The organism is Microbacterium sp. bgisy203, from assembly GCF_057706945.1.
In genome coordinates this window covers 64768-83111 of record NZ_JBYIPF010000009.1, presented here as the reverse complement: position 1 = coordinate 83111, position 18344 = coordinate 64768, and the positions used below count along the sequence as shown (strand labels likewise).

The following is an 18344-nucleotide window of genomic DNA, read 5'->3' as shown; positions in this document are numbered from 1 at the left end:
GGGTGGGACAGAGCCGTCCGCCGGACGTTTTGACAGAGGTGCCGAAGAGCGGGCTGAGCGGATGCCGTAGACTTGCTGCGACTTTTCGGACTGCGGCGGGGGCGATGGACATCACGACGACCATGCAGGGCGGGGCGACCCGGAAGGGCGCGGCATCCGCAGAGGTGCGCACCGCTTCCCGCCCCGGCTTCGGTCGGACCCTGAAGGCATACGTCGCGCTCACGAAACCCCGGGTGCTCGAGCTCCTCCTCGTGACGACCGTGCCGGTCATGATCCTCGCCCAGGGCGGCATGCCGAGCCTCTGGCTCGTCGTCGCGACCGTCATCGGCGGCGCTATGAGCGCCGGGTCGGCCGCGGCGTTCAACATGTACCTCGACCGCGACATCGACGCCCATATGCACCGCACCGAGAACCGTCCGATCGTGACGGGAGAGGTCTCTCCGCGTGCGGCGCTGATCTTCGCGTGGACCCTCGCGGTGCTCTCGACCGTGTGGCTGGCTCTCACGACGAATCTGCTCGCGGCATCCCTCAGCGCCGTCGCGATCTTCTTCTACGTCGTGATCTACACGATGATCCTCAAGCGTCGCACCGAGCAGAACATCGTCTGGGGCGGCATTGCCGGATGCTTCCCGGTCCTCATCGGCTGGACCGCCGTGACCGGGTCGCTCGCGTGGCCCCCGTTCATCCTGTTCCTCCTCGTCTTCCTGTGGACGCCGCCGCACTACTGGCCGCTGTCGATGAAGTACAAGGACGACTACCAGGACGTCGACGTGCCGATGCTCGGTGCGACGCGTGATGGGCTGCAGGTCGGGCTCCAGGTGATCCTGTACGCGTGGGCGACGGTGGCCTCCTCGCTCCTGCTCGTGCCGGTCGCGAGTATGGGCCTCGTGTACACGGTGTCGGCGGTCGTGTTCGGCGGCTGGTTCATCGTCGAGGCGCACGTGCTGTATAACCGCGCCGCGCGCGGCGAGCAGATCAAGCCGATGCGCGTGTTCCACGCCTCCATCACCTACCTGACGCTCCTCTTCCTCGCGATCGCGATCGACCCGCTCCTGCCCTTCTGACCCTCTTGTCCTTCTGACCCCCTGCCCTTCTGACCCCCTGCCCTTGTGACCTAGGGTTCCGCGCGGTGCGCGTCCTTCGGAGATCGAGCGTTCTTCGGAGGTTTCGGCGCGGATCGGTCCGGAGAACGCCCGATCTCCGCAGAACGGAGGCACCCGGCGCGGCGCCGGTGCGCGGGATGCCGGCGACGCGTGCGCGTCGGCATCCGCTCCTCCACAGGGGCGATCTCGCGGGAGTTGTCCACCGATCGGGTCCTCGGGGCCGCGCGACGCGCTGCGCCCCGGCATCCTGGCGGGCATGATCCCGACGACACCCGCCGTCTGTCCCTCTCTCGCGCTGTCGGCTCGCGGCCACGCGCTCGTCGCGTCCGTCGCCGCCGCGGGAGGGGTCGCGCGCGCGTCGCGGCTCCGAGCGGAGGGGCACAGCCCCCACCACATCGCGCGAGCCGTCGCCGCCGGCGCGCTCGAGCGCGTGCGACGCGACTGGGTCGCCCTGCCCGGGGCCGACGCCGAGCTCGTCTCCGCGGCGAGAGCCGGCGTCGTCCTCTCGTGCATCAGCCTCGCGCGGCGTCTCGGGCTGTGGGTCGCCACCGAGGACAGATGTCATGTCGCCGCGGACCCGGGCGCGGCCGGCGGCAAGCCGGAGCGCGCCGCCGTGCACTGGGCGCGCCCGGTGGTGCCGCGCGAGCCGGATGCCCTCGTCGACAGGATCGAGAACGCGCTCCTCCTCGTGGCCGCCTGCCAGCCGGTCGCTGCGGCCGTCGCGGTCTGGGACAGTGCCGTGCACCGCCGACTGATTACCGTCGCCGAACTGTCGCGGCTGCGCTTGCCGCCCGCGGCGCGCTCGGTGCTTGCCCGGGTCGACCCGCTGTCGGAGTCGGGGCTCGAGACGCTGTTCCGCACGGCGCTCCGGTGGCTGCGGCTCCGCATCCTGACGCAGGTCTTCATCGGCGGGCATCGGGTGGATTTCCTCATCGGCGACCGGCTCGTCGTGCAGATCGACGGCGGTCACCACGTCGGTGCGCAGCGCGCGAGCGACGTCGCACACGATGCCGCCCTCACGCTGATGGGTTACCACGTGCTGCGGTTCACCTACACGCAGATCGTCGATGACTGGCCGGCGGTGCAGGATGCGATCCAGCGGGCCGTGGCGCAGGGTCTGCACCTTTCTCGGTGAGCCCGCCGGGGCGCGCGTTCTTCGGAGATCCGGGCTCCTTCGGACCTTTCGGCGCGAATCTCTCCGAAGAACGCGCGATCTCCGGAGAACGCGCGACCCTCGCGCGGTGGGGGAGGCGTGGAGAGGAGGCGGCGCGGGGAGGCTCGGGGAGGCGCGGCTCGGAGAGGCGCGGCTCGGGGCGGGGGATGCCGGGAGTACGGGGTTTCCCCGATGTGGAGACCCCTCGCCGAAGCGGAGAGTGGGGCCGATACCGCTCCCCAGGAAGGAATCCGCATGCCCGCTCTTCCCCTCGCCCGGCGTCGCGCCGCGGTCGGCATCACCGCCGCTACCGTCGTCGCCGCCGGCTCCATCGGCGCCGCCCCCGCACAAGCGTCGACCACCCCCGCCGTCCCTGACGTCCCCGAGAATGTCGTGACCGCGTACTTCACGAGCTGGAGCGTCTACGACCGTCAGTTCTTCGTGAAGGACATCCCCGCCGACAAGATGAACGTCATCCAGTACGCCTTCGGCGACGCGACCTACGACCCCGCGACGGGCGCGGTGGGATGCGACAGCCTCGACCCGTGGGCCGACTACCAGATGGTCTACTGGGGCGGCGAGAACTCCGTCGACGGCCAGGCCGACACGGTCGGCGACAACGGCAACCTCTACGGCAACTTCAACCAGCTGAAGAAGCTCAAGGCGCAGAACCCCCACCTCAAGGTGCAGATCTCCCTGGGTGGCTGGACGAAGTCGAAGTGGTTCTCGACGCTCGCGTCGACGCCCGAGCTGCGGAGCGCCTTCGCCGCGGCCTGCATCGACACGTTCATCAAGGGCAACCTGCCCACCGGCGGGTGGCCCGAGGATGCCGGGGGAGAGGGCGCCGCGGCCGGCATCTTCGACGGCATCGACCTCGACTGGGAGTACCCGACCGCCGTCGCAGACGGCAACTACAACCCGAGTCCCGCCGACCGCGCCAACGCGACGGCGCTCGCGAAGGAGTTCCGCACGCAGCTGGATGCCTATGGCGCGACGACGGGCACGCACTACCTGCTGACGGCCGCGCTTCCCGCCGCGAAGAGCTCGACGAAGTACTACGAGCTGGCGAAGTTCGCGAAGCACCTCGACTGGGTGAACGTCATGTCGTACGACTACAACGTCGCCTCGAGCAAGGTCGCCGCGCACAACTCGCTGTTCGGGTACGACCCGCGCGACCCGAACGCGAAGGACCCGACATGGAACACGGTCGGCACCGTCGGGTATTACCTGTTGCAGGGCGTGCCGCGCTCGAAGATCGTCGTGGGCATGGGGTTCTACGGCCAGCAGTGGCTCCGCACCGGAACGAAGAACAACGGCCTCTACACCGCCTACGACAACCGCGGCTTGAGCGCCGACTCGCTGCTTGCCGACAGCGCCTTCCAGCCGAGCTTCCGTGCGCTCGTCGACGCGGGCTACGTGAGCGCCGACGGCACGACGGGCGGGGCGGGGTACACGGTCGGGTGGAACATCCTCGCGGGTGAGCCGTACTTGTACTCCGCGGCGGCGGACCACCCGAACCTGACGACGGGGCCCGAGACCGTCCGCACCGTCATCACGTTCACGAACCCCCGGTCGATCGCGCAGCGCGTGAAGCTCATCGAGAAGCTGGGTCTGCGCGGCGCGATGGTGTGGGAGCTCAGCCAAGACACGGACGACCACGCCCTGATGGGCGTGGTCGCACCGTTGCTCGACTGACGGCAGGTCAGGCGCGGGGCGTCTCGGTTTCGGCCGGGGCGCCCTTCGCCGTGTCCGTACCCTCGGCCTCCGACGCGGCGGCATCGGCGATCACGTCGTCGGCGATCACGTCCTCGGCGACGGCATCGACGGGCTCATCGACGACGACCACGACGGTGTCGTCCTCGACCGGGGTGCTGTAAAGCGGCTCGTTGGAGAGCGCGACGACGTCCACGGCTTCCGGCGCGGCGGGGATCAGGGCGCTGAGGGCCGCGAGGGTGAGCGCGAGCGCGAGACCGATGAGGCCGATGCCGCCCAGCAGTGCGCCGGCGACGGCCCACACCTGACCGGCGTACACCTCGACGCCGGTCGCGGTCTGGTTGTTGAGAGCGGTCGTCATCACGTCGAGCTTCGAGATGAGCAGATACGCGCCGACGGCGATCGCGACGACGGAACCGCCCACGAGCACCCAGAACGGGACGCTGCGGATCAGGCGGGAGGTGGACATGAGGACTCCTTCGGGTCGTGTCGGCGCACACGCGGCGACTCATCGACTATCTGCGCAGCGCCCGAGTGCGAGCGATGTTCTCCCTATGATCCTCCTGTGGAACGGATTTCGCCCAGGAGTCGGTGATCGGACTCAGGTGGTCGATCCGCCGTCGAAGGTGAGCACCGCCCGCGGAGCCTTGAGATGCATGAGCACCGCGGTCATGGCAGCGACGAGCGACACCGCGAGCACCATGTGGATGTTCACGAGCGCGATCGGCAGACCGGTGCGCGCCTGCCAGATCCCGACGATGATCTGGACGACCTCGACGGCGAGGAGGAGACCGGTCCACAGCGGCAGGCGGAGGATCTCCGGCATCCGGAACGATCCGGCGAAGACGATCAGGGTGAGCGCGAACAGCACGTAGGCCGGCCAGCTGTGCACGTGCTGCCAGAGGATCGGGTCGAGTCCGTTGCGCGCCGCGGCGTCGTCGCCCGCGTGCGGGCCGGAGCCGGTGAGCAGGATGCCGATCAGGACGGTGACGAGGAGGACGACGCTCGTCACGTGCACGAGCACCGCATAGCGCTTCGGCACGGCGGTGCGTTGCGGCCCGGGTGTCGCGTAGACGCGGACGACGTACGCCGTGGCGATGGCGACGAGGGCGGCGGAGACGAGGTAGTGGAGCCCCACGACCGCAGGGTGCAGGTGCAGCAGCACCGTGACGCCGCCGATGACCGCCTGCAGGATGATGCCGATGCCGACCGCGAGGGTCAGGCTCGGGAGCTCGGGCCGCGTCTTCCAGAGGCGGACGACGGAGAGGAAGGCGAGAAGGGCGATGACGACGAGGACGCCGGTGAGAGTCCGGTTGCCGAACTCGATGAGGCCGTGCATGCCGAGCTCTTCGGTCGGGACGAGCGACTCGGACGTGCAGTACGGCCAGGTCTCGCAGCCCATGCCCGATCCGGTCAAGCGCACGAGCCCGCCGGTGCCGACGATCACGATGTTGCTGATGAGGAGCAGCCACGCCAGCACGCGCGTGTAACGGGTCACGTGATCGGGCAGCAGCGCATCGCGGAGCGACGTGCGTGATGTCGCGCGATCTGCGTCGCTGACAGGGGCCTGGGACATGGACGTCGCCTCCGGAGGGGGCGCCTCGGGCGGGCGCCGGGCACGCCCCTCGCCGGAGCGTTGCCTGTAGACTTGAACGGTGGGAGCGACGGCGATCCAGATCGCATCGGTCCCACTGTCAGTCTAGGCGCGCACCCCGTGCGCCCTATCCCGAGCGCGACGGCCGACAGGCCGGAGCGCGCAGAGCGGCCCTGAAAGCGGCATCCGGCTCTCCGTCCACGACCCTCCACCGTGAGAACGACGAAGAACCCGGAATGCCGGAGCGGATGACACCGCGGGCACGAAGGAGGCAAGCCATGTCGGATGTGCTCATCGACCGACCCGAGCTCGACGGGCTCGGTGTCTACGAGTTCGGCTGGCACGACCCTGACGCCGCCGGCGCGAGCGCCAAGCGCGGACTGTCGGAAGCGGTCGTGCGTGACATCTCGGCGCTGAAGGCCGAGCCCGAATGGATGCTGAAGACGCGCCTCAAGGGCCACCAGCTGTTCGGCCGAAAGCCCATGCCCACGTGGGGTGCGGACCTGTCGGAGATCGACTTCGACAACATCAAGTACTTCGTCCGCTCCACCGAGAAGCAGGCGCAGTCGTGGGAGGACCTCCCCGAAGACATCCGCAACACGTACGAGAAGCTCGGCATCCCCGAGGCCGAGCGTGCGCGCCTGGTCGCCGGCGTCGCCGCGCAGTACGAGTCCGAGGTCGTCTACCACCAGATCAACGAAGAGCTCGAGCGCCAGGGCGTCATCTTCATGGACACCGACACGGCCCTCCGTGAGCACCCCGAGTTCTTCGAGGAGTACTTCGGCACCGTGATCCCTGCGGGCGACAACAAGTTCGCCGCGCTGAACACAGCCGTCTGGTCGGGCGGATCGTTCGTCTACGTGCCTCCGGGCGTGCACGTCGAGATCCCGCTGCAGGCCTACTTCCGCATCAACACCGAGAACATGGGCCAGTTCGAGCGCACCCTCATCATCGCCGACGAAGGCTCGTACGTGCACTACATCGAAGGTTGCACCGCGCCGATCTACAAGTCCGACTCGCTGCACTCCGCGGTCGTCGAGATCATCGTCAAGAAGAACGCCCGCGTGCGCTACACGACCATCCAGAACTGGTCGAACAACGTCTACAACCTCGTCACCAAGCGCGCCGTCGCCCACGAGGGCGCGACGATGGAGTGGATCGACGGCAACATCGGCTCCAAGGTGACGATGAAGTACCCGTCGATCTACCTCATGGGCGAGCACGCGAAGGGCGAGACTTTGTCGGTCGCCTTCGCCGGCCCCGGCCAGCACCAGGATGCCGGCGCGAAGATGATCCACATGGCGCCCTACACCCAGTCGTCGATCGTCTCGAAGTCGATCGCCCGCGGCGGCGGACGCGCGGGATACCGGGGCGAGGTCCGCGTCGATGCGAACGCGCACCACTCCGCGAACACCGTGCGCTGCGACGCGCTGCTCGTCGACACGCAGTCGCGGTCGGACACGTATCCCGCGATCGACATCCGCGTCGACGACGTGCAGCTCGGGCACGAGGCGACTGTGTCGAAGGTCAGCGAAGAGCAGCTGTTCTATCTCATGAGCCGCGGGATGCCGGAGGACGAGGCGATGGCCATGATCGTCCGCGGCTTCATCGAGCCGATCGCCCGCGAGCTCCCGATGGAGTACGCCCTCGAACTCAACAAGCTCATCGAGATGGGCATGGAAGGATCCGTCGGCTGATGACGACACCCACCCAGGCCCCCGCCTCCGAGAACACGGCGGAGGGTCACATCGACCCTGCCGCGCGCCTCGCCGACCGTCGTCAGCCCGGCATCCCCGAGAGCGACTCGTTCGTCCCGGTGCAGACGCGCTCCGAGCGCCCCACGTCGTTCGACCCGGGAGACTTCGGAACGCCGACCGGCACCGAGGTCAACTGGAAGCACACGCCGCTGAAGAAGCTGGCCGCGCTCTTCGTGGACGAGCCCGCCCCGCACGGCGTGATCGACGTCGCCGTCCGCGCCCCCGAGGACGTCGAGCAGAGCCGGCTCGCCGTCGGCGAGGCTCCGCGCGGCGAGGTCTTCCGGCCCGAAGACCTGCCGAGCGCGATCGCGTGGGCGCAGGAGGCGGAGGCGCCGCTCGTGCGCATTCCCGCGGATGTCGAGCTCGACGAGCCGATCGTCGTCCACCTCACCGGGCGCGGCGGCGTCGCGCACGCGCACGTCGTGATCGAGGCGCAGCCGCACTCCCGCGGCACCGTGATCCTCCGCCACGAAGGCACGGCGCAGCAGGCGCAGAACGTCGAGATCATCGTGCGCGACGGCGCGTCGCTCACCGTCGTCAGCGTGCAGCGCTGGGACGACGACGCGATTCACCTCGCCTCCCACCAGGCGCGTGTCGACCGCGACGCGTCGCTCACCCACGTCGTCGTCAGCCTCGGCGGCGGTATCGTGCGCGTGAACCCGTCGGTCGAGCTCGCCGGTGCGGGCGCGGACGGCAAGCTCTACGGCCTCGCCTTCTCCGACTCCGGGCAGCACCTCGAGAGCCAGGTGTACCTGCACCACAAGGGACCGCACACCGTCGGCGACGTGCTCTACAAGGGCGCCCTGCAGGGTGCCGGAGCGCGCACCGTGTGGATCGGTGACGTGCTGATCGGACCGGATGCCACGGGAACCGACTCCTACGAGGCGAACCGCAACCTCGTGCTCACCGAGGGTGCGCGCGCCGACTCGATCCCCAACCTCGAAATCGAGACGGGCGACATCGTCGGCGCCGGCCACGCGAGCGCGACCGGCCGCTTCGACGACGAGCAGCTCTTCTACCTGCAGGCTCGCGGCATCGCCGAAGACGAGGCCCGGCGCCTCGTCGTCCTCGGCTTCCTCGCCGAGATCGTGCAGAAGCTCGATATCCCCGATCTGCAGGACGAACTCATCGCGGCCATCGAAGCGGAACTCGCCCTCACCGACAGCATCACCGCGGACGCGGCCGAGGCATCCACCGAGGCATCGGCGTGAGCGCCCAGAAGGTCCTGAACCTCAGCGACCTGGCCCAGGACACCGCCGTGCGGGTCGAGGTGGACGGCGTTCCGATCGCCGTCGTCCTCGACTCCGAGGGCGAGGTCCACGCGATCGGCGACACCTGCACGCACGGTGACATCTCGCTGGCCGACGGCTTCGTCGAAGGCGAGACGCTCGAATGCTGGGCGCACGGCTCGGCGTTCTCGCTGCGCACCGGCCGCCCCCTGAACCTGCCGGCGTACGAGCCGGTGCCCGTCTACGAGGTCGTGATCGACGGGGACGACGTCCTCATCGACCCCACCGTCCTCAAAGAAGTGAACTGACAAGGAACCTGACATGGCTGTTCTCGAGATCCGCGACCTCCACGTGACCGTCGAGACCGAGGCGGGGCAGACCCCGATCCTCAACGGTGTGAACCTCACCGTCTCGACCGGCGAGACCCACGCGATCATGGGCCCCAATGGCTCGGGCAAGTCGACGCTCGCCTACACGATCGCCGGACACCCCAAGTACACCGTCACCTCGGGCACCATCACGCTCGACGGTGAGGACGTCCTGGCGATGTCCGTCGACGAGCGCGCCCGCGCGGGGCTCTTCCTCGCGATGCAGTACCCGGTGGAGATCCCCGGTGTCACCGTGACCAACTTCCTCCGGACGGCCAAGACCGCCGTCGACGGCGAGGCGCCCGCGATCCGCGCGTGGACGAAGGATGTCAAGGAGGCGATGAAGAACCTCCGCATGGACCCGAAGTTCGCCGGCCGCAACGTCAACGAGGGCTTCTCCGGCGGCGAGAAGAAGCGTCACGAGATCCTGCAGCTCGAGCTGCTGAAGCCGAAGATCGCCGTGCTCGACGAGACCGACTCGGGCCTGGACGTCGACGCGCTGAAGATCGTGTCGGAGGGCGTCAACCGTGCCAAGGCCGAGACCGACCTCGGAGTGCTGCTCATCACGCACTACACGCGCATCCTCCGCTACATCACGCCCGACTTCGTGCACGTGATGGTCGCCGGCCGCATCGTCGAAGAGGGCGGCCCGGAGCTCGCGGCGCGGCTGGAGGACGAAGGCTACGACAGATTCCTCGACCCTGCTGCTCCGATCGAAGCCTAGGATCGATCTATGACCGCGACTCTCAGCCCCGAGAAGTACGACGACGTCACCGAGGCGCTCAAGGACGTCATGGATCCCGAGCTCGGGATCAACGTCGTCGACCTCGGCCTCATCTACGACCTCTCCTGGGACGAGGAGAACGACGCGCTCGTCATCCACATGACGCTGACCTCCGCCGGGTGCCCGCTCACCGACGTACTCGAGGAGCAGACCGCGCAGGCGCTGGACGAGGTCGTCGACCGGTTCCGCATCAACTGGGTGTGGATGCCGCCGTGGGGACCCGAGCGGATCACCGACGACGGGCGCGACATGATGCGCGCGCTCGGTTTCGCGATCTGACGGCGCCCCGCCCCGAGGCCGCGCACCGTCGGTAGGCTCGATGGGTGAGCATCACCCCCCTTCAGGCGCTTCCGATCGATGTGCTACGCCGTCGCACGAGTACGAAATGGCGCACCTACCCGGCAGACGTGATCCCGATGTTCGTCGCCGAGACGGACTTCCCGCTCGCGCCGCGGATCACCGAGGTGCTCGCCGAGGCCGTGGCGATCGGTGACACCGGGTACACGCCGCCCGATCCCGGTATCCGTGCGGCGTTCGCCGGCTTCGCCGGGCGCCGATTCGGATGGCAGGTCGACCCGGCGCGCATCCGCACGACCGCCGACGTCATGATGGGAGTCGTCGAGATCCTCCGTGCGGTGACCACCCCCGGCGACCGCGTCGTCACGACGCCTCCCGTCTACCCGCCGTTCGCGATGTGCACGGCAGAGGCCGGATGCCTCGTCGAGCCCGTCCCGCTGACCGACACCGGGTCGGGGTGGGAGCTCGATCTCGCAGGGATCGAGGCAGCCCTCGCGGGCGGCGCGCGCGCCGTACTGCTGTGCAACCCGCACAACCCCACCGGCACGGTGCACTCCGCGGCATCCCTCGCCGCCCTCGCGGAGATCGCGGCGCGTCACGGCGCGGTCGTCATCAGCGATGAGATCCACGCGCCGCTCGTCCACGGCGACGGCGTCTACACGCCGTTCCTCGCCGCCTCGCCGGCCGCGGCCGAGGTCGGGTACGCCGTCACGAGCGCCTCCAAGGCGTACAACCTCGCGGGCCTGAAGTGCGCCCTCATGGTGACCGCCGCGGATGGCCCGGCCGCCGTGCTTCGCGGTCTCAGCGACGAGGTCGAGTGGCGCACGGGGCTGTTCGGCGCGAACGCCGGAGTCGCCGCGTTCGATCCGGCATCCGATGCCTGGCTGGACTCGCTCCGCGTGACGCTCGACGGCAACCGCAGGCTCCTCGCCGACCTCCTCGCCGCGCACCTGCCGGAGGCCGTCTATCGGGTTCCGGATGCCGGCTACCTGGCGTGGATCGACCTGTCGGCCTACGGGTGGGGCGACGACGCTGCGTCGTATCTGCGTCGCGCGGCCAAGGTCGCGCTTCACCACGGGCCACTGTTCGGCCCGCAGGGAGTCGGGTTCGCGCGCCTGAACTTCGGGTGCGCGCCCGAGCTCCTCACGGAGGCGATCGAGCGCATCGGCGCCGTCGCGCGGGCGTGAGCGCCTCGCCGCCGGTGGGCGCGGCGCCGGAGGTCGTCGAGGGCATCTGGCATCCGCGCTGGGTGTGGGTGACGGCCGGCGCCGTCGCGATGATCTTCCTCGCCGCGACGCAGTCGCTCGCGGTCACGACCGTCATGCCGCTCGTGAGCGACGATCTCGGGGGTGCGGAGCTGTACGCCGTCGCCTTCTCGGGGACGCTCGCCACGAGCGTCATCGGGATGGTCGCCGTCGGCGCCTGGTGCGACCGTCGCGACCCGGTGCTGCCGCTCGCGACGTCGGTCGCGCTCTTCGTCGCGGGGCTCCTGATCGCCGGGTTCGCGACCTCCATGCCGATGCTCGTCGTCGGGCGTCTGCTGCAGGGTCTCGGCACGGGCGGGCAGACCGTCGCCCTCTACGTCGTCGTGGCACGTGTCTACCCCGTGGCCCTCCACGGGCGGGTGTTCGCAGCGTTCTCCGCCGCATGGGTGATCCCCTCGATCGTGGGGCCCTCGCTCGCGGGGCTCGTCGCCGAGCACGCGCACTGGCGCTGGGTGTTCTGGGGTGTCGCGGCGCTCACGCTGGTGGCATTCGCGGTCGTGTTCGCGCGGCTCCACGGCATCGACCTGCGCACCGCAACCCCGTCACGCGAGCCGGTCGCGCGGCGGCTCGCGCTCGCCACCGTCGTCGCCGCGGGCGCCCTCGCGCTGAGCCTCGCGGGAGAGGCGGGGCCGTGGATGCTGCTCGTCGTCGTCGCCGCGCTCGTCGCGATCGTCCTGTCGATCCGGCCGCTCGTGCCGCGCGGCACCCTCGTCGCCCGACGCGGCCTGCCGAGCGTCATCCTCATGCGGGCGTTGATTGCGGGGGCTCTGTTCGGCGCGGAGATCTACGTGCCCTACCTGCTCATCGTGGACTACGGGTTCTCGGCGACGGCGGCCGGTTTCGGCCTCACCGCCGCGGCGCTCTCGTGGGCGGCCGCCGCCGACGTGCAGGGCCGCTTCGGCGATCGCATCGGTGATGCACGCATCGCGCTCCTGGGTTGCGCGCTGCTCGCCGCGGCGACGCTCCTCGCGGCGGCGACGGCCGCATGGCACCTGGCGCCGTGGGTGATCATCGCCGGGTGGGCGCTCGCGGGAGCGGGCATGGGGCTCATGTACCCCCGGCTGTCGGTGCTGACACTGTCGTACTCGACGCCGCAGAACCAGGGATTCAACTCGGCGGCGCTGTCGATCTCCGATTCGGTGGGAGCGTCGGCATCCATCGCCGTCATGGGGCTCACGTTCGTCGCACTCGCGGCGACGGATGCCGGATTCCCCGCCGTCTTCCTCATCGCCGCGGCCCTCGCGGTGCTGGCGGTCGTCCCGGGCCTGCGAATGGGGCGAGGTGCCGTGACCGAGGCGGGTGCGACCGGTGCCGCGGCCGCGGAGGCTCACACCTCCGAGCGGCCGAGCCGCCAGTAGCCCATGAAGGCGACGGCGCGCCGATCGACGCCACGCGCCGTGACGAGCTGGCGTCGCAGCGTCTTGATCGCTCCCGCCTCGCCGGCGAGCCAGGCGTACAGCGGCGCGCTTTTCAGGGCGGCGCCGCCCTTCGCCGTGCGCGGCACCTCCCAGAGGATGTCGCGGTCGATGTCGACCTCTTCGACCTCGGCGCCGCGACCGGCCGGGGCGAGACGGTCCGCGGCATCCGTCACCGCGTCGATGAGGAACGCGTGCCTCTCGCCGCCCGCGCGGGAGGCGACCCGCACCTCGAAGCCCGGGTGGTGGGGGAGGTAGGCGGCGTCCGTGTCGTCGGGGACCTCCAGCACGACGACGCCTGTCGCGTCGGGCGGGAGCTGCTCGAGGATGACGGCGATCGCGGGCGCGGCGGTCTCGTCACCCGCGAGGAGCAGCTGCTCGGTGTGCGCCGGGGGAACGAAGTCGATGCCGTAGCTGACGCCCTCGTGGGCGGTCGTGGGTGCGAAGATGAGGAGTTCGTCGCCGACCTGCGCGTTCGCGATCCACGCGGAGGCGGGGCCCTCGACCGCGTGCGAGACCATGTCGATGTCGACCTCGCGTGCCTCGCGGCGGACGTACCGCGTCGTGTAGGTGCGGAACGGCGGCCGCGCGTCGTCGTCCATCTCGCGCCACGCCGTCCACCAGTCCTCGCCCGTCGGCATGTCGTCGATCGACGTCGTCGCGGTCGGGAAGACGACCTTGATGCGCTGATCGAACCCGGGGTCGCCGTAGTCGGCGAGGTCGTCGCCCTGGAGTGTGAAGCGCCGGAAGCTCGGGCTGAGGTCGGTGATCGCGCTCACCCGGGCGCGGAAAAAGCGGCTCGTCGGGCGGGTGGTGGTCGCGGTCGTCATCGGTGTTCTCCGGTCTGGACGGGCGTGTGGGCGGGGGCGGCGGTCTGAACAGGGGCGGCGGGCAGGACGCGGTGGCGCCCGCGGGGAAGGACGAGCGGCGTTCCCGACGCCGGGTCGTCGATGACGAGCGCGTCGAGGTCGAAGACGCCGCGGACGAGGTCGGCGTCGACGACGTCGCGGGGCGCACCCGACGCGATGAGCTTTCCGGCGCGGACGGCGAACAGGTGGTCGGCGTAGCGCGCGGCGAGGTTGATGTCGTGGAGCACCATGACGACGGTCGTGCCGCGCGTCGCGTTGAGGTCGGCGAGGAGGTCGAGCACGTCGATCTGGTGCGACACGTCGAGGAACGTGGTCGGCTCGTCGAGGAGCAGGATGTCGGTCTGCTGCGCGAGCGCCATCGCGATCCAGACGCGCTGACGCTGGCCGCCCGACAGCTCGTCGACGGCGCGGTCGGCCAGCTTCAGCGTTCCGGTCGCGGCGAGCGCTTCAGTGACGGCGCGATCGTCCTCGGTGCTCCAGCTGCGGAAGAGCTTCTGGTGCGGGTGCCGGCCGCGCCCGACGAGGTCGGCCACGGCGATGCCCTCCGGCGCGACGGGCTGCTGGGGGAGGAGGCCGACGGTCCGTGCGAGCTCCTTCGTCGGCACCTGGTCGATCGCGCGGCCGTCGAGGATCACCGACCCGGACTGCGCCGGAAGGAGGCGCGCGATGGTCTTGAGCAGCGTCGACTTGCCCGAGGCGTTCGCGCCGACGATGACGCTCACCTCTCCGTCGGGGATCTCGAGGTCGACGCCGTCGACGACGACCGTGCGGCCGTAGCCCGAGACGAGCGCCTCGGTCCTGAGCGAGTGCGGCATGGTCATGAGGATCCTCCCCGGCGGCTGGTGCGGATGAGCAGGTAGAGCAGGTACGGTGCGCCGAGGATGCCGGTGATGACGCCCACGGGGAACTTCGTGTCGAACGCGAACTGTCCGAGGAGGTCGGCGCCCATCACCAGGCACGCGCCGGTGAGGGCGGCGGGAAGCACGAGGGGAATGCCGGGCCCGACGATCCGGGCGGCGATGGGACCGGCGAGGAACGCGACGAACGCGATCGGGCCGGTCGTCGCGGTCGCGACGCAGGCGAGGGCGACGGCGGCGAGGACGAGGAGGAGCCGTGTGCGGTCGACGCGCACGCCGAGGGCGGTCGCGGTCGCATCTCCCAGCTCCAGCGCCCCGAGGTTCCGCGCGAGCAGGAGCACGACGGGCACGAGCACGACGACCGCGATCGCGAGCGGCGGCACCTCTTCCATGCGCGAGCCGTTGAGGCTGCCGGTCATCCAGCGCGCCGCTGCCGGGAGGTCCCAGACTGCCGCGCGGAGGAGGAGATAGGCGACGACGGCATCCAACATCGCGCCCACGCCGATGCCGATGAGGATGAGGCGACCACCGGTCGACTCGCCGCCGCGCGCAGCGAGGGAGATGAGCGCGGCGGTCGCGAGCCCTGCGCCGAGAGCCAGGGCCATCGTTACGCCCGCCGACCAGTGCAGGATGACGAGGGAGAGGATCGCGGCGGCACTCGCGCCCGACGTGATGCCGATGACGTCGGGGCTTGCGAGGGGATTCCGGAGCATCGTCTGGAAGGTCGATCCGGCGACCCCGAACGCGACGCCCGCGAGGACCGCTGTGATCGCGCGGGGGAGGCGGAGCGTGCCGACGGTGAACGAGGCGCCCGGGACCTGCTGCCCGAGGAGCACCGCGATGACGTCGGAAACCGGGTAGATCGTGTTCCCGAGCATGAGCATCGCGGCGAAGAGGACGACGATGAGGATGCCCATCGCGATGAGCGCGATCGTGCGGCGGCGGGTGCGGCGCGCGCGCCCGGCGCGGACGCGCGCGATGTCGGCGTCGAGGTCGGCATCGAGGCCGGCGCCGAGTCCGAGGAGCGCGGAGGCGGTGACCGTGGCCATCAGAGGGCCTTCATCCGAGTGCGGCGGGCGATGACGATGAGGACGGGAGCCCCGAGGAAGGCGGTGATGATGCCCGCCTCGACCTCGCCGGGGGATCCGATGACGCGGCCGAGCGTGTCGGCGAGGGTGAGGAGAACGGCGCCGCCCACCGCCGAGATCGGCAGCAGCCAGCGCTGGTCGGGTCCCGTGAGGGCGCGGACGGCGTGCGGCACCATGAGGCCGACGAACCCGATGGGCCCGGCGATCGCGGTGACGGCCGCGCAGAGGGCGACACCGGCGACGGCGGCCACGATGCGGACGCGCCCGACGCGCACGCCGAGGCCGACCGCGACATCGTCGCCGAGCGCGAGGGCGTTGAGCGACGACGCGCACAGCAGCGCAATCAGGCCGCCGATGATGAGGACCGGAACGATGACGGTCAGCGTCTCGAAATCGGCGCGGGCGACGTTGCCCACCTGCCAGTAGCGGAACTCGTCCATGACCGCTTTCCGCGGCAGCAGGATCGCGGAGACGAGCGACGACAGCGCCGCGGTCGTCGCCGCGCCTGCCAGTGCGAGCTTGATGGGGGTCGTGCCGCCCGGCCCGACCGACCCCACGATGTACACGAAGACGGCCGTCACGAATGCGCCGACGAGCGCGAAGCCGAGATAGCCCCAGGCGCTGGAGAGACCGAAGAATGCGATGCCCGAAACGACCGCGAGCGCGGCGCCGGTGTTGACCCCCAGGATGCCGGGATCGGCGAGCGGATTCCGGGTGATCGCCTGCATGAGCGCACCTGACAGGGCGAGGGCGGCGCCGGCGAGGAGTGCGACCGCGGTGCGGGGGATGCGGCTCTGCACCGCCAGCGCGCCGATGTCGGTCGGGGTCTCCCCGCGAAGCCACGACCCGATGCCGTCGAGCACCTGCCCGGCATCCACGGGCCGTGAGCCGAAGGCCAGGGAGAGCGCGACCGACAGCACGATCGCGAGCGCGCCGACGACGAGGGCGACGACGCGACGCCGCGCGCCCACCTGCGGGGTGGACGCGCGGCGCGCGCTCGGCGTCGGGGTCGCGGAGGTCGAGGTCACTGCACCTTCGCCGCGGCGTCGGAGAGCTTCGCGACGTAGTCGGTCAGCACCCACGGGATCGACAGGGCGGTGGGGGAGACGGCGGCGCTGAAGGCATTCCCTTCGCCGACGGCGACGACCGCGCCGTTCTTGACGGCGGGAAGCGTGCTCCACAGCGGGTCGGCCTGCAGAGCCGGCAAGAGCGTCTCGTCGCCGTACGTGACGATGACGTCGACGTCCTTCAGCTGGTCGGCGTTCTCGGCGCTGAAGTCGAGGTAGAACGAGCCCTTCGCGGCGGCGTCCGCAGCGACCTTCGGCTCGGTGAACCCGAGGTCGGTGAGGAACGCGGTGCGCGAGTCGCCGCCCGTGTAGAGCGAGACCGAGGAGAGGTCGGACGAGCTCATGTAGAAGAACGCGGCGGTCTTTCCGTCGAAGCCGGCGCCGTCCGTGGCGTCCGCGATTTGGGCGTCGAGATCGGCGACGAGCGCCTCGCCCTCGGTCTTCATCCCCAGGGCCTCGGCGTTCATCGTGATCTGCGTGCGCCACGGCGTGAACCACGGGATGTCGGGGTAGGCGACGACGGGCGCGATGTCGCTGAGGGTGCCGTACTCCTCCTCGGTGAGGCCCGACTGGGCGGCGAGGATGACGTCCGGCGTCGTGTCGGCGATGGCCTCGAAGTCGATGCCGTCGGTGACGTCGAAGAGGGTGGGCTCGTCGCCACCGAGCTCGGCGAGCTTGTCGCTCGTCCACTCGTAGACGCCCGGGTCGGCGTTGCCGGTCCACGACCAGACCTGCGCGTCCATGCCGACGGGGACGACACCGAGCGCGAGGGCGACATCCTGGTTGCCCCACGAGATCGTCGCGACGCGCTCGGGCTGGGCGGGGATCGTCGTCTCGCCGAGCGCGTGCGTGATCGTGACGGGGAACGCGTCGGAGTCGGCGGCGCCGTCCGTCGAGGACGGGGCGGAGCCGGAGCTCGCGCAGCCGGTGAGCAGGAGCGCGGCGGCGGCCGTCAGGGCGGCGGCGGTGCGGATGCGGGGCACGGGCGATCCTTCGTTCGGATGCGGTAAGGGCACCCTTACCTTACTTCCGCGAGCACCGTGATGCGAAACCGCTCCCGTGATGGGGCGGGGGGAAGCGGGAGAACGACGATGCCCCCACCGTGCGGGACGGCGGGGGCATCGGTCGATCAAGGGGTCAGGACGACTTTGTACGGTCGAGACGTCGCACGCCCGCCCACGCCGCGGGGATGATGAGCGCGGCGAGTGCGGCCTTGACCAGTCCGCCGACGATGAAGGGCCACAGCCCGAACTTGAGGATCTCGCCGATACCGAACGAGCCGCCGCCCACGACGTTGAGGATGAGGGCCATGTAGGGGATGCCGAAGACGAACGGGATCGCGCTCGCGAGCACGAAACCGGCGAAGGCGAGGAGGGGCTTGCGGTCCCACGCGCGCTCGGCGAACCACCCGGCGACGAAGGCCGCGAAGACGAAACCGATGATGAAGCCGAAGCTGGGCTTCGCGACGGCGGCGATCGTTCCGGTGAAGCCGGCGAAGACGGGGAGCCCCGCGAGGCCCGCGACGAGGTAGGTCAGCAGCGCCGCGGCGCCGCGCCGCGCCCCGAGGGCTGCGCCGACGACGACGACCGCGAGGGTCTGACCCGTGATCGGCACGGGCCACAGCGGCACCTCGACCTGTGCGAGCAGGGCGACCACCGCGGCGCCCGCCACGACGAGCACGGCATCGAGCGCGAACGCGCGCGCGCGGTCGGACGGACGGGCGATGAGGTCCGCCAGGACCGGACGGCGGGCGGGAAGGGCGAGGGACATGCGGGCTCCTCATTG

General features: G+C 70.4%; 18 protein-coding genes. 10 read left to right on the top strand and 8 right to left on the bottom strand.

The annotated features are described in order from the left end of the window. Positions 1 to 104 precede the first annotated feature (104 nt). From AC3ENQ_RS12570 to AC3ENQ_RS12560, 3 genes are all read left to right on the top strand, one after another. Positions 105 to 1064, top strand: a complete 960-nt coding sequence (locus tag AC3ENQ_RS12570; protein ID WP_431805083.1) for a heme o synthase — start codon at positions 105 to 107, stop codon at positions 1062 to 1064. Positions 1065 to 1359: 295 nt separating this feature from the next. Next, complete coding sequence (locus tag AC3ENQ_RS12565) at positions 1360 to 2238, top strand: endonuclease domain-containing protein (protein ID WP_431805082.1); 879 nt, start codon at positions 1360 to 1362, stop codon at positions 2236 to 2238. A 273-nt stretch (positions 2239 to 2511) separates the two neighbouring features. Continuing rightward, entirely contained in the window at positions 2512 to 3951 is a 1440-nt protein-coding gene (locus AC3ENQ_RS12560; RefSeq protein WP_431805081.1) for a glycoside hydrolase family 18 protein, read from the top strand. A 7-nt stretch (positions 3952 to 3958) separates the two neighbouring features. Here AC3ENQ_RS12560 and AC3ENQ_RS12555 read toward each other — a convergent pair whose 3' ends face one another. Then, entirely contained in the window at positions 3959 to 4438 is a 480-nt protein-coding gene (locus AC3ENQ_RS12555) for a dinucleotide-utilizing enzyme (RefSeq protein ID WP_431805080.1), read from the bottom strand. A 132-nt stretch (positions 4439 to 4570) separates the two neighbouring features. Next, complete coding sequence (locus AC3ENQ_RS12550; protein ID WP_431805079.1) at positions 4571 to 5545, bottom strand: COX15/CtaA family protein; 975 nt, start codon at positions 5543 to 5545, stop codon at positions 4571 to 4573. A 296-nt stretch (positions 5546 to 5841) separates the two neighbouring features. Here AC3ENQ_RS12550 and sufB point away from each other — a divergent pair, with 296 nt between their 5' ends. Genes sufB through AC3ENQ_RS12515 form a run of 7 tightly spaced genes read left to right on the top strand, consistent with a single transcriptional unit; the run spans position 5842 to position 12621 of the window. Beyond that, the gene (sufB, locus tag AC3ENQ_RS12545; RefSeq protein WP_431805078.1) at positions 5842 to 7260 is read left to right on the top strand and encodes a Fe-S cluster assembly protein SufB; all 1419 of its coding nucleotides are present in this window, start codon (positions 5842 to 5844) and stop codon (positions 7258 to 7260) included. After that, positions 7260 to 8531, top strand: coding sequence for a Fe-S cluster assembly protein SufD (gene sufD / locus AC3ENQ_RS12540; RefSeq protein WP_431805077.1), 1272 nt, complete (start codon positions 7260 to 7262; stop codon positions 8529 to 8531). Before sufB ends, sufD begins: the two co-directional genes overlap by 1 nt. Beyond that, the gene (locus AC3ENQ_RS12535) at positions 8528 to 8857 is read left to right on the top strand and encodes a non-heme iron oxygenase ferredoxin subunit (protein WP_431805076.1); all 330 of its coding nucleotides are present in this window, start codon (positions 8528 to 8530) and stop codon (positions 8855 to 8857) included. The genes sufD and AC3ENQ_RS12535 overlap by 4 nt, the downstream gene beginning before the upstream one ends. A gap of 13 nt (positions 8858 to 8870) precedes the next feature. Next, a complete protein-coding gene (gene sufC / locus AC3ENQ_RS12530; protein WP_431805075.1) occupies positions 8871 to 9641 on the top strand; it encodes a Fe-S cluster assembly ATPase SufC in 771 nt (256 codons plus the stop codon). A 9-nt stretch (positions 9642 to 9650) separates the two neighbouring features. Then, the gene (locus tag AC3ENQ_RS12525; protein WP_431805074.1) at positions 9651 to 9980 is read left to right on the top strand and encodes a metal-sulfur cluster assembly factor; all 330 of its coding nucleotides are present in this window, start codon (positions 9651 to 9653) and stop codon (positions 9978 to 9980) included. A gap of 44 nt (positions 9981 to 10024) precedes the next feature. After that, the gene (locus AC3ENQ_RS12520; RefSeq protein WP_431805073.1) at positions 10025 to 11185 is read left to right on the top strand and encodes a MalY/PatB family protein; all 1161 of its coding nucleotides are present in this window, start codon (positions 10025 to 10027) and stop codon (positions 11183 to 11185) included. Beyond that, entirely contained in the window at positions 11182 to 12621 is a 1440-nt protein-coding gene (locus AC3ENQ_RS12515) for an MFS transporter (RefSeq protein ID WP_431805072.1), read from the top strand. The genes AC3ENQ_RS12520 and AC3ENQ_RS12515 overlap by 4 nt, the downstream gene beginning before the upstream one ends. Here the strand turns inward: AC3ENQ_RS12515 and AC3ENQ_RS12510 are convergent. From AC3ENQ_RS12510 to AC3ENQ_RS12485, 6 genes are all read right to left on the bottom strand, one after another. Continuing rightward, complete coding sequence (locus AC3ENQ_RS12510) at positions 12591 to 13508, bottom strand: siderophore-interacting protein (RefSeq protein ID WP_431805071.1); 918 nt, start codon at positions 13506 to 13508, stop codon at positions 12591 to 12593. The two genes, AC3ENQ_RS12515 and AC3ENQ_RS12510, sit on opposite strands and share 31 nt — an antisense overlap. Further along, positions 13505 to 14368, bottom strand: a complete 864-nt coding sequence (locus tag AC3ENQ_RS12505; RefSeq protein ID WP_431805070.1) for an ABC transporter ATP-binding protein — start codon at positions 14366 to 14368, stop codon at positions 13505 to 13507. The genes AC3ENQ_RS12510 and AC3ENQ_RS12505 overlap by 4 nt, the downstream gene beginning before the upstream one ends. Beyond that, positions 14365 to 15453 carry a FecCD family ABC transporter permease gene (locus AC3ENQ_RS12500; RefSeq protein ID WP_431805068.1) on the bottom strand — a complete coding sequence of 363 codons (1089 nt, stop codon included), beginning with the start codon at positions 15451 to 15453 and terminating at the stop codon, positions 14365 to 14367. The genes AC3ENQ_RS12505 and AC3ENQ_RS12500 overlap by 4 nt, the downstream gene beginning before the upstream one ends. Next, positions 15453 to 16520, bottom strand: a complete 1068-nt coding sequence (locus AC3ENQ_RS12495; RefSeq protein ID WP_431805066.1) for a FecCD family ABC transporter permease — start codon at positions 16518 to 16520, stop codon at positions 15453 to 15455. The genes AC3ENQ_RS12500 and AC3ENQ_RS12495 overlap by 1 nt, the downstream gene beginning before the upstream one ends. After that, positions 16517 to 17542, bottom strand: a complete 1026-nt coding sequence (locus tag AC3ENQ_RS12490) for an iron-siderophore ABC transporter substrate-binding protein (protein WP_431805064.1) — start codon at positions 17540 to 17542, stop codon at positions 16517 to 16519. Before AC3ENQ_RS12490 ends, AC3ENQ_RS12495 begins: the two co-directional genes overlap by 4 nt. Positions 17543 to 17696: 154 nt before the next feature. Next, a complete protein-coding gene (locus tag AC3ENQ_RS12485; protein ID WP_431805061.1) occupies positions 17697 to 18329 on the bottom strand; it encodes a biotin transporter BioY in 633 nt (210 codons plus the stop codon). Positions 18330 to 18344 lie beyond the last annotated feature (15 nt).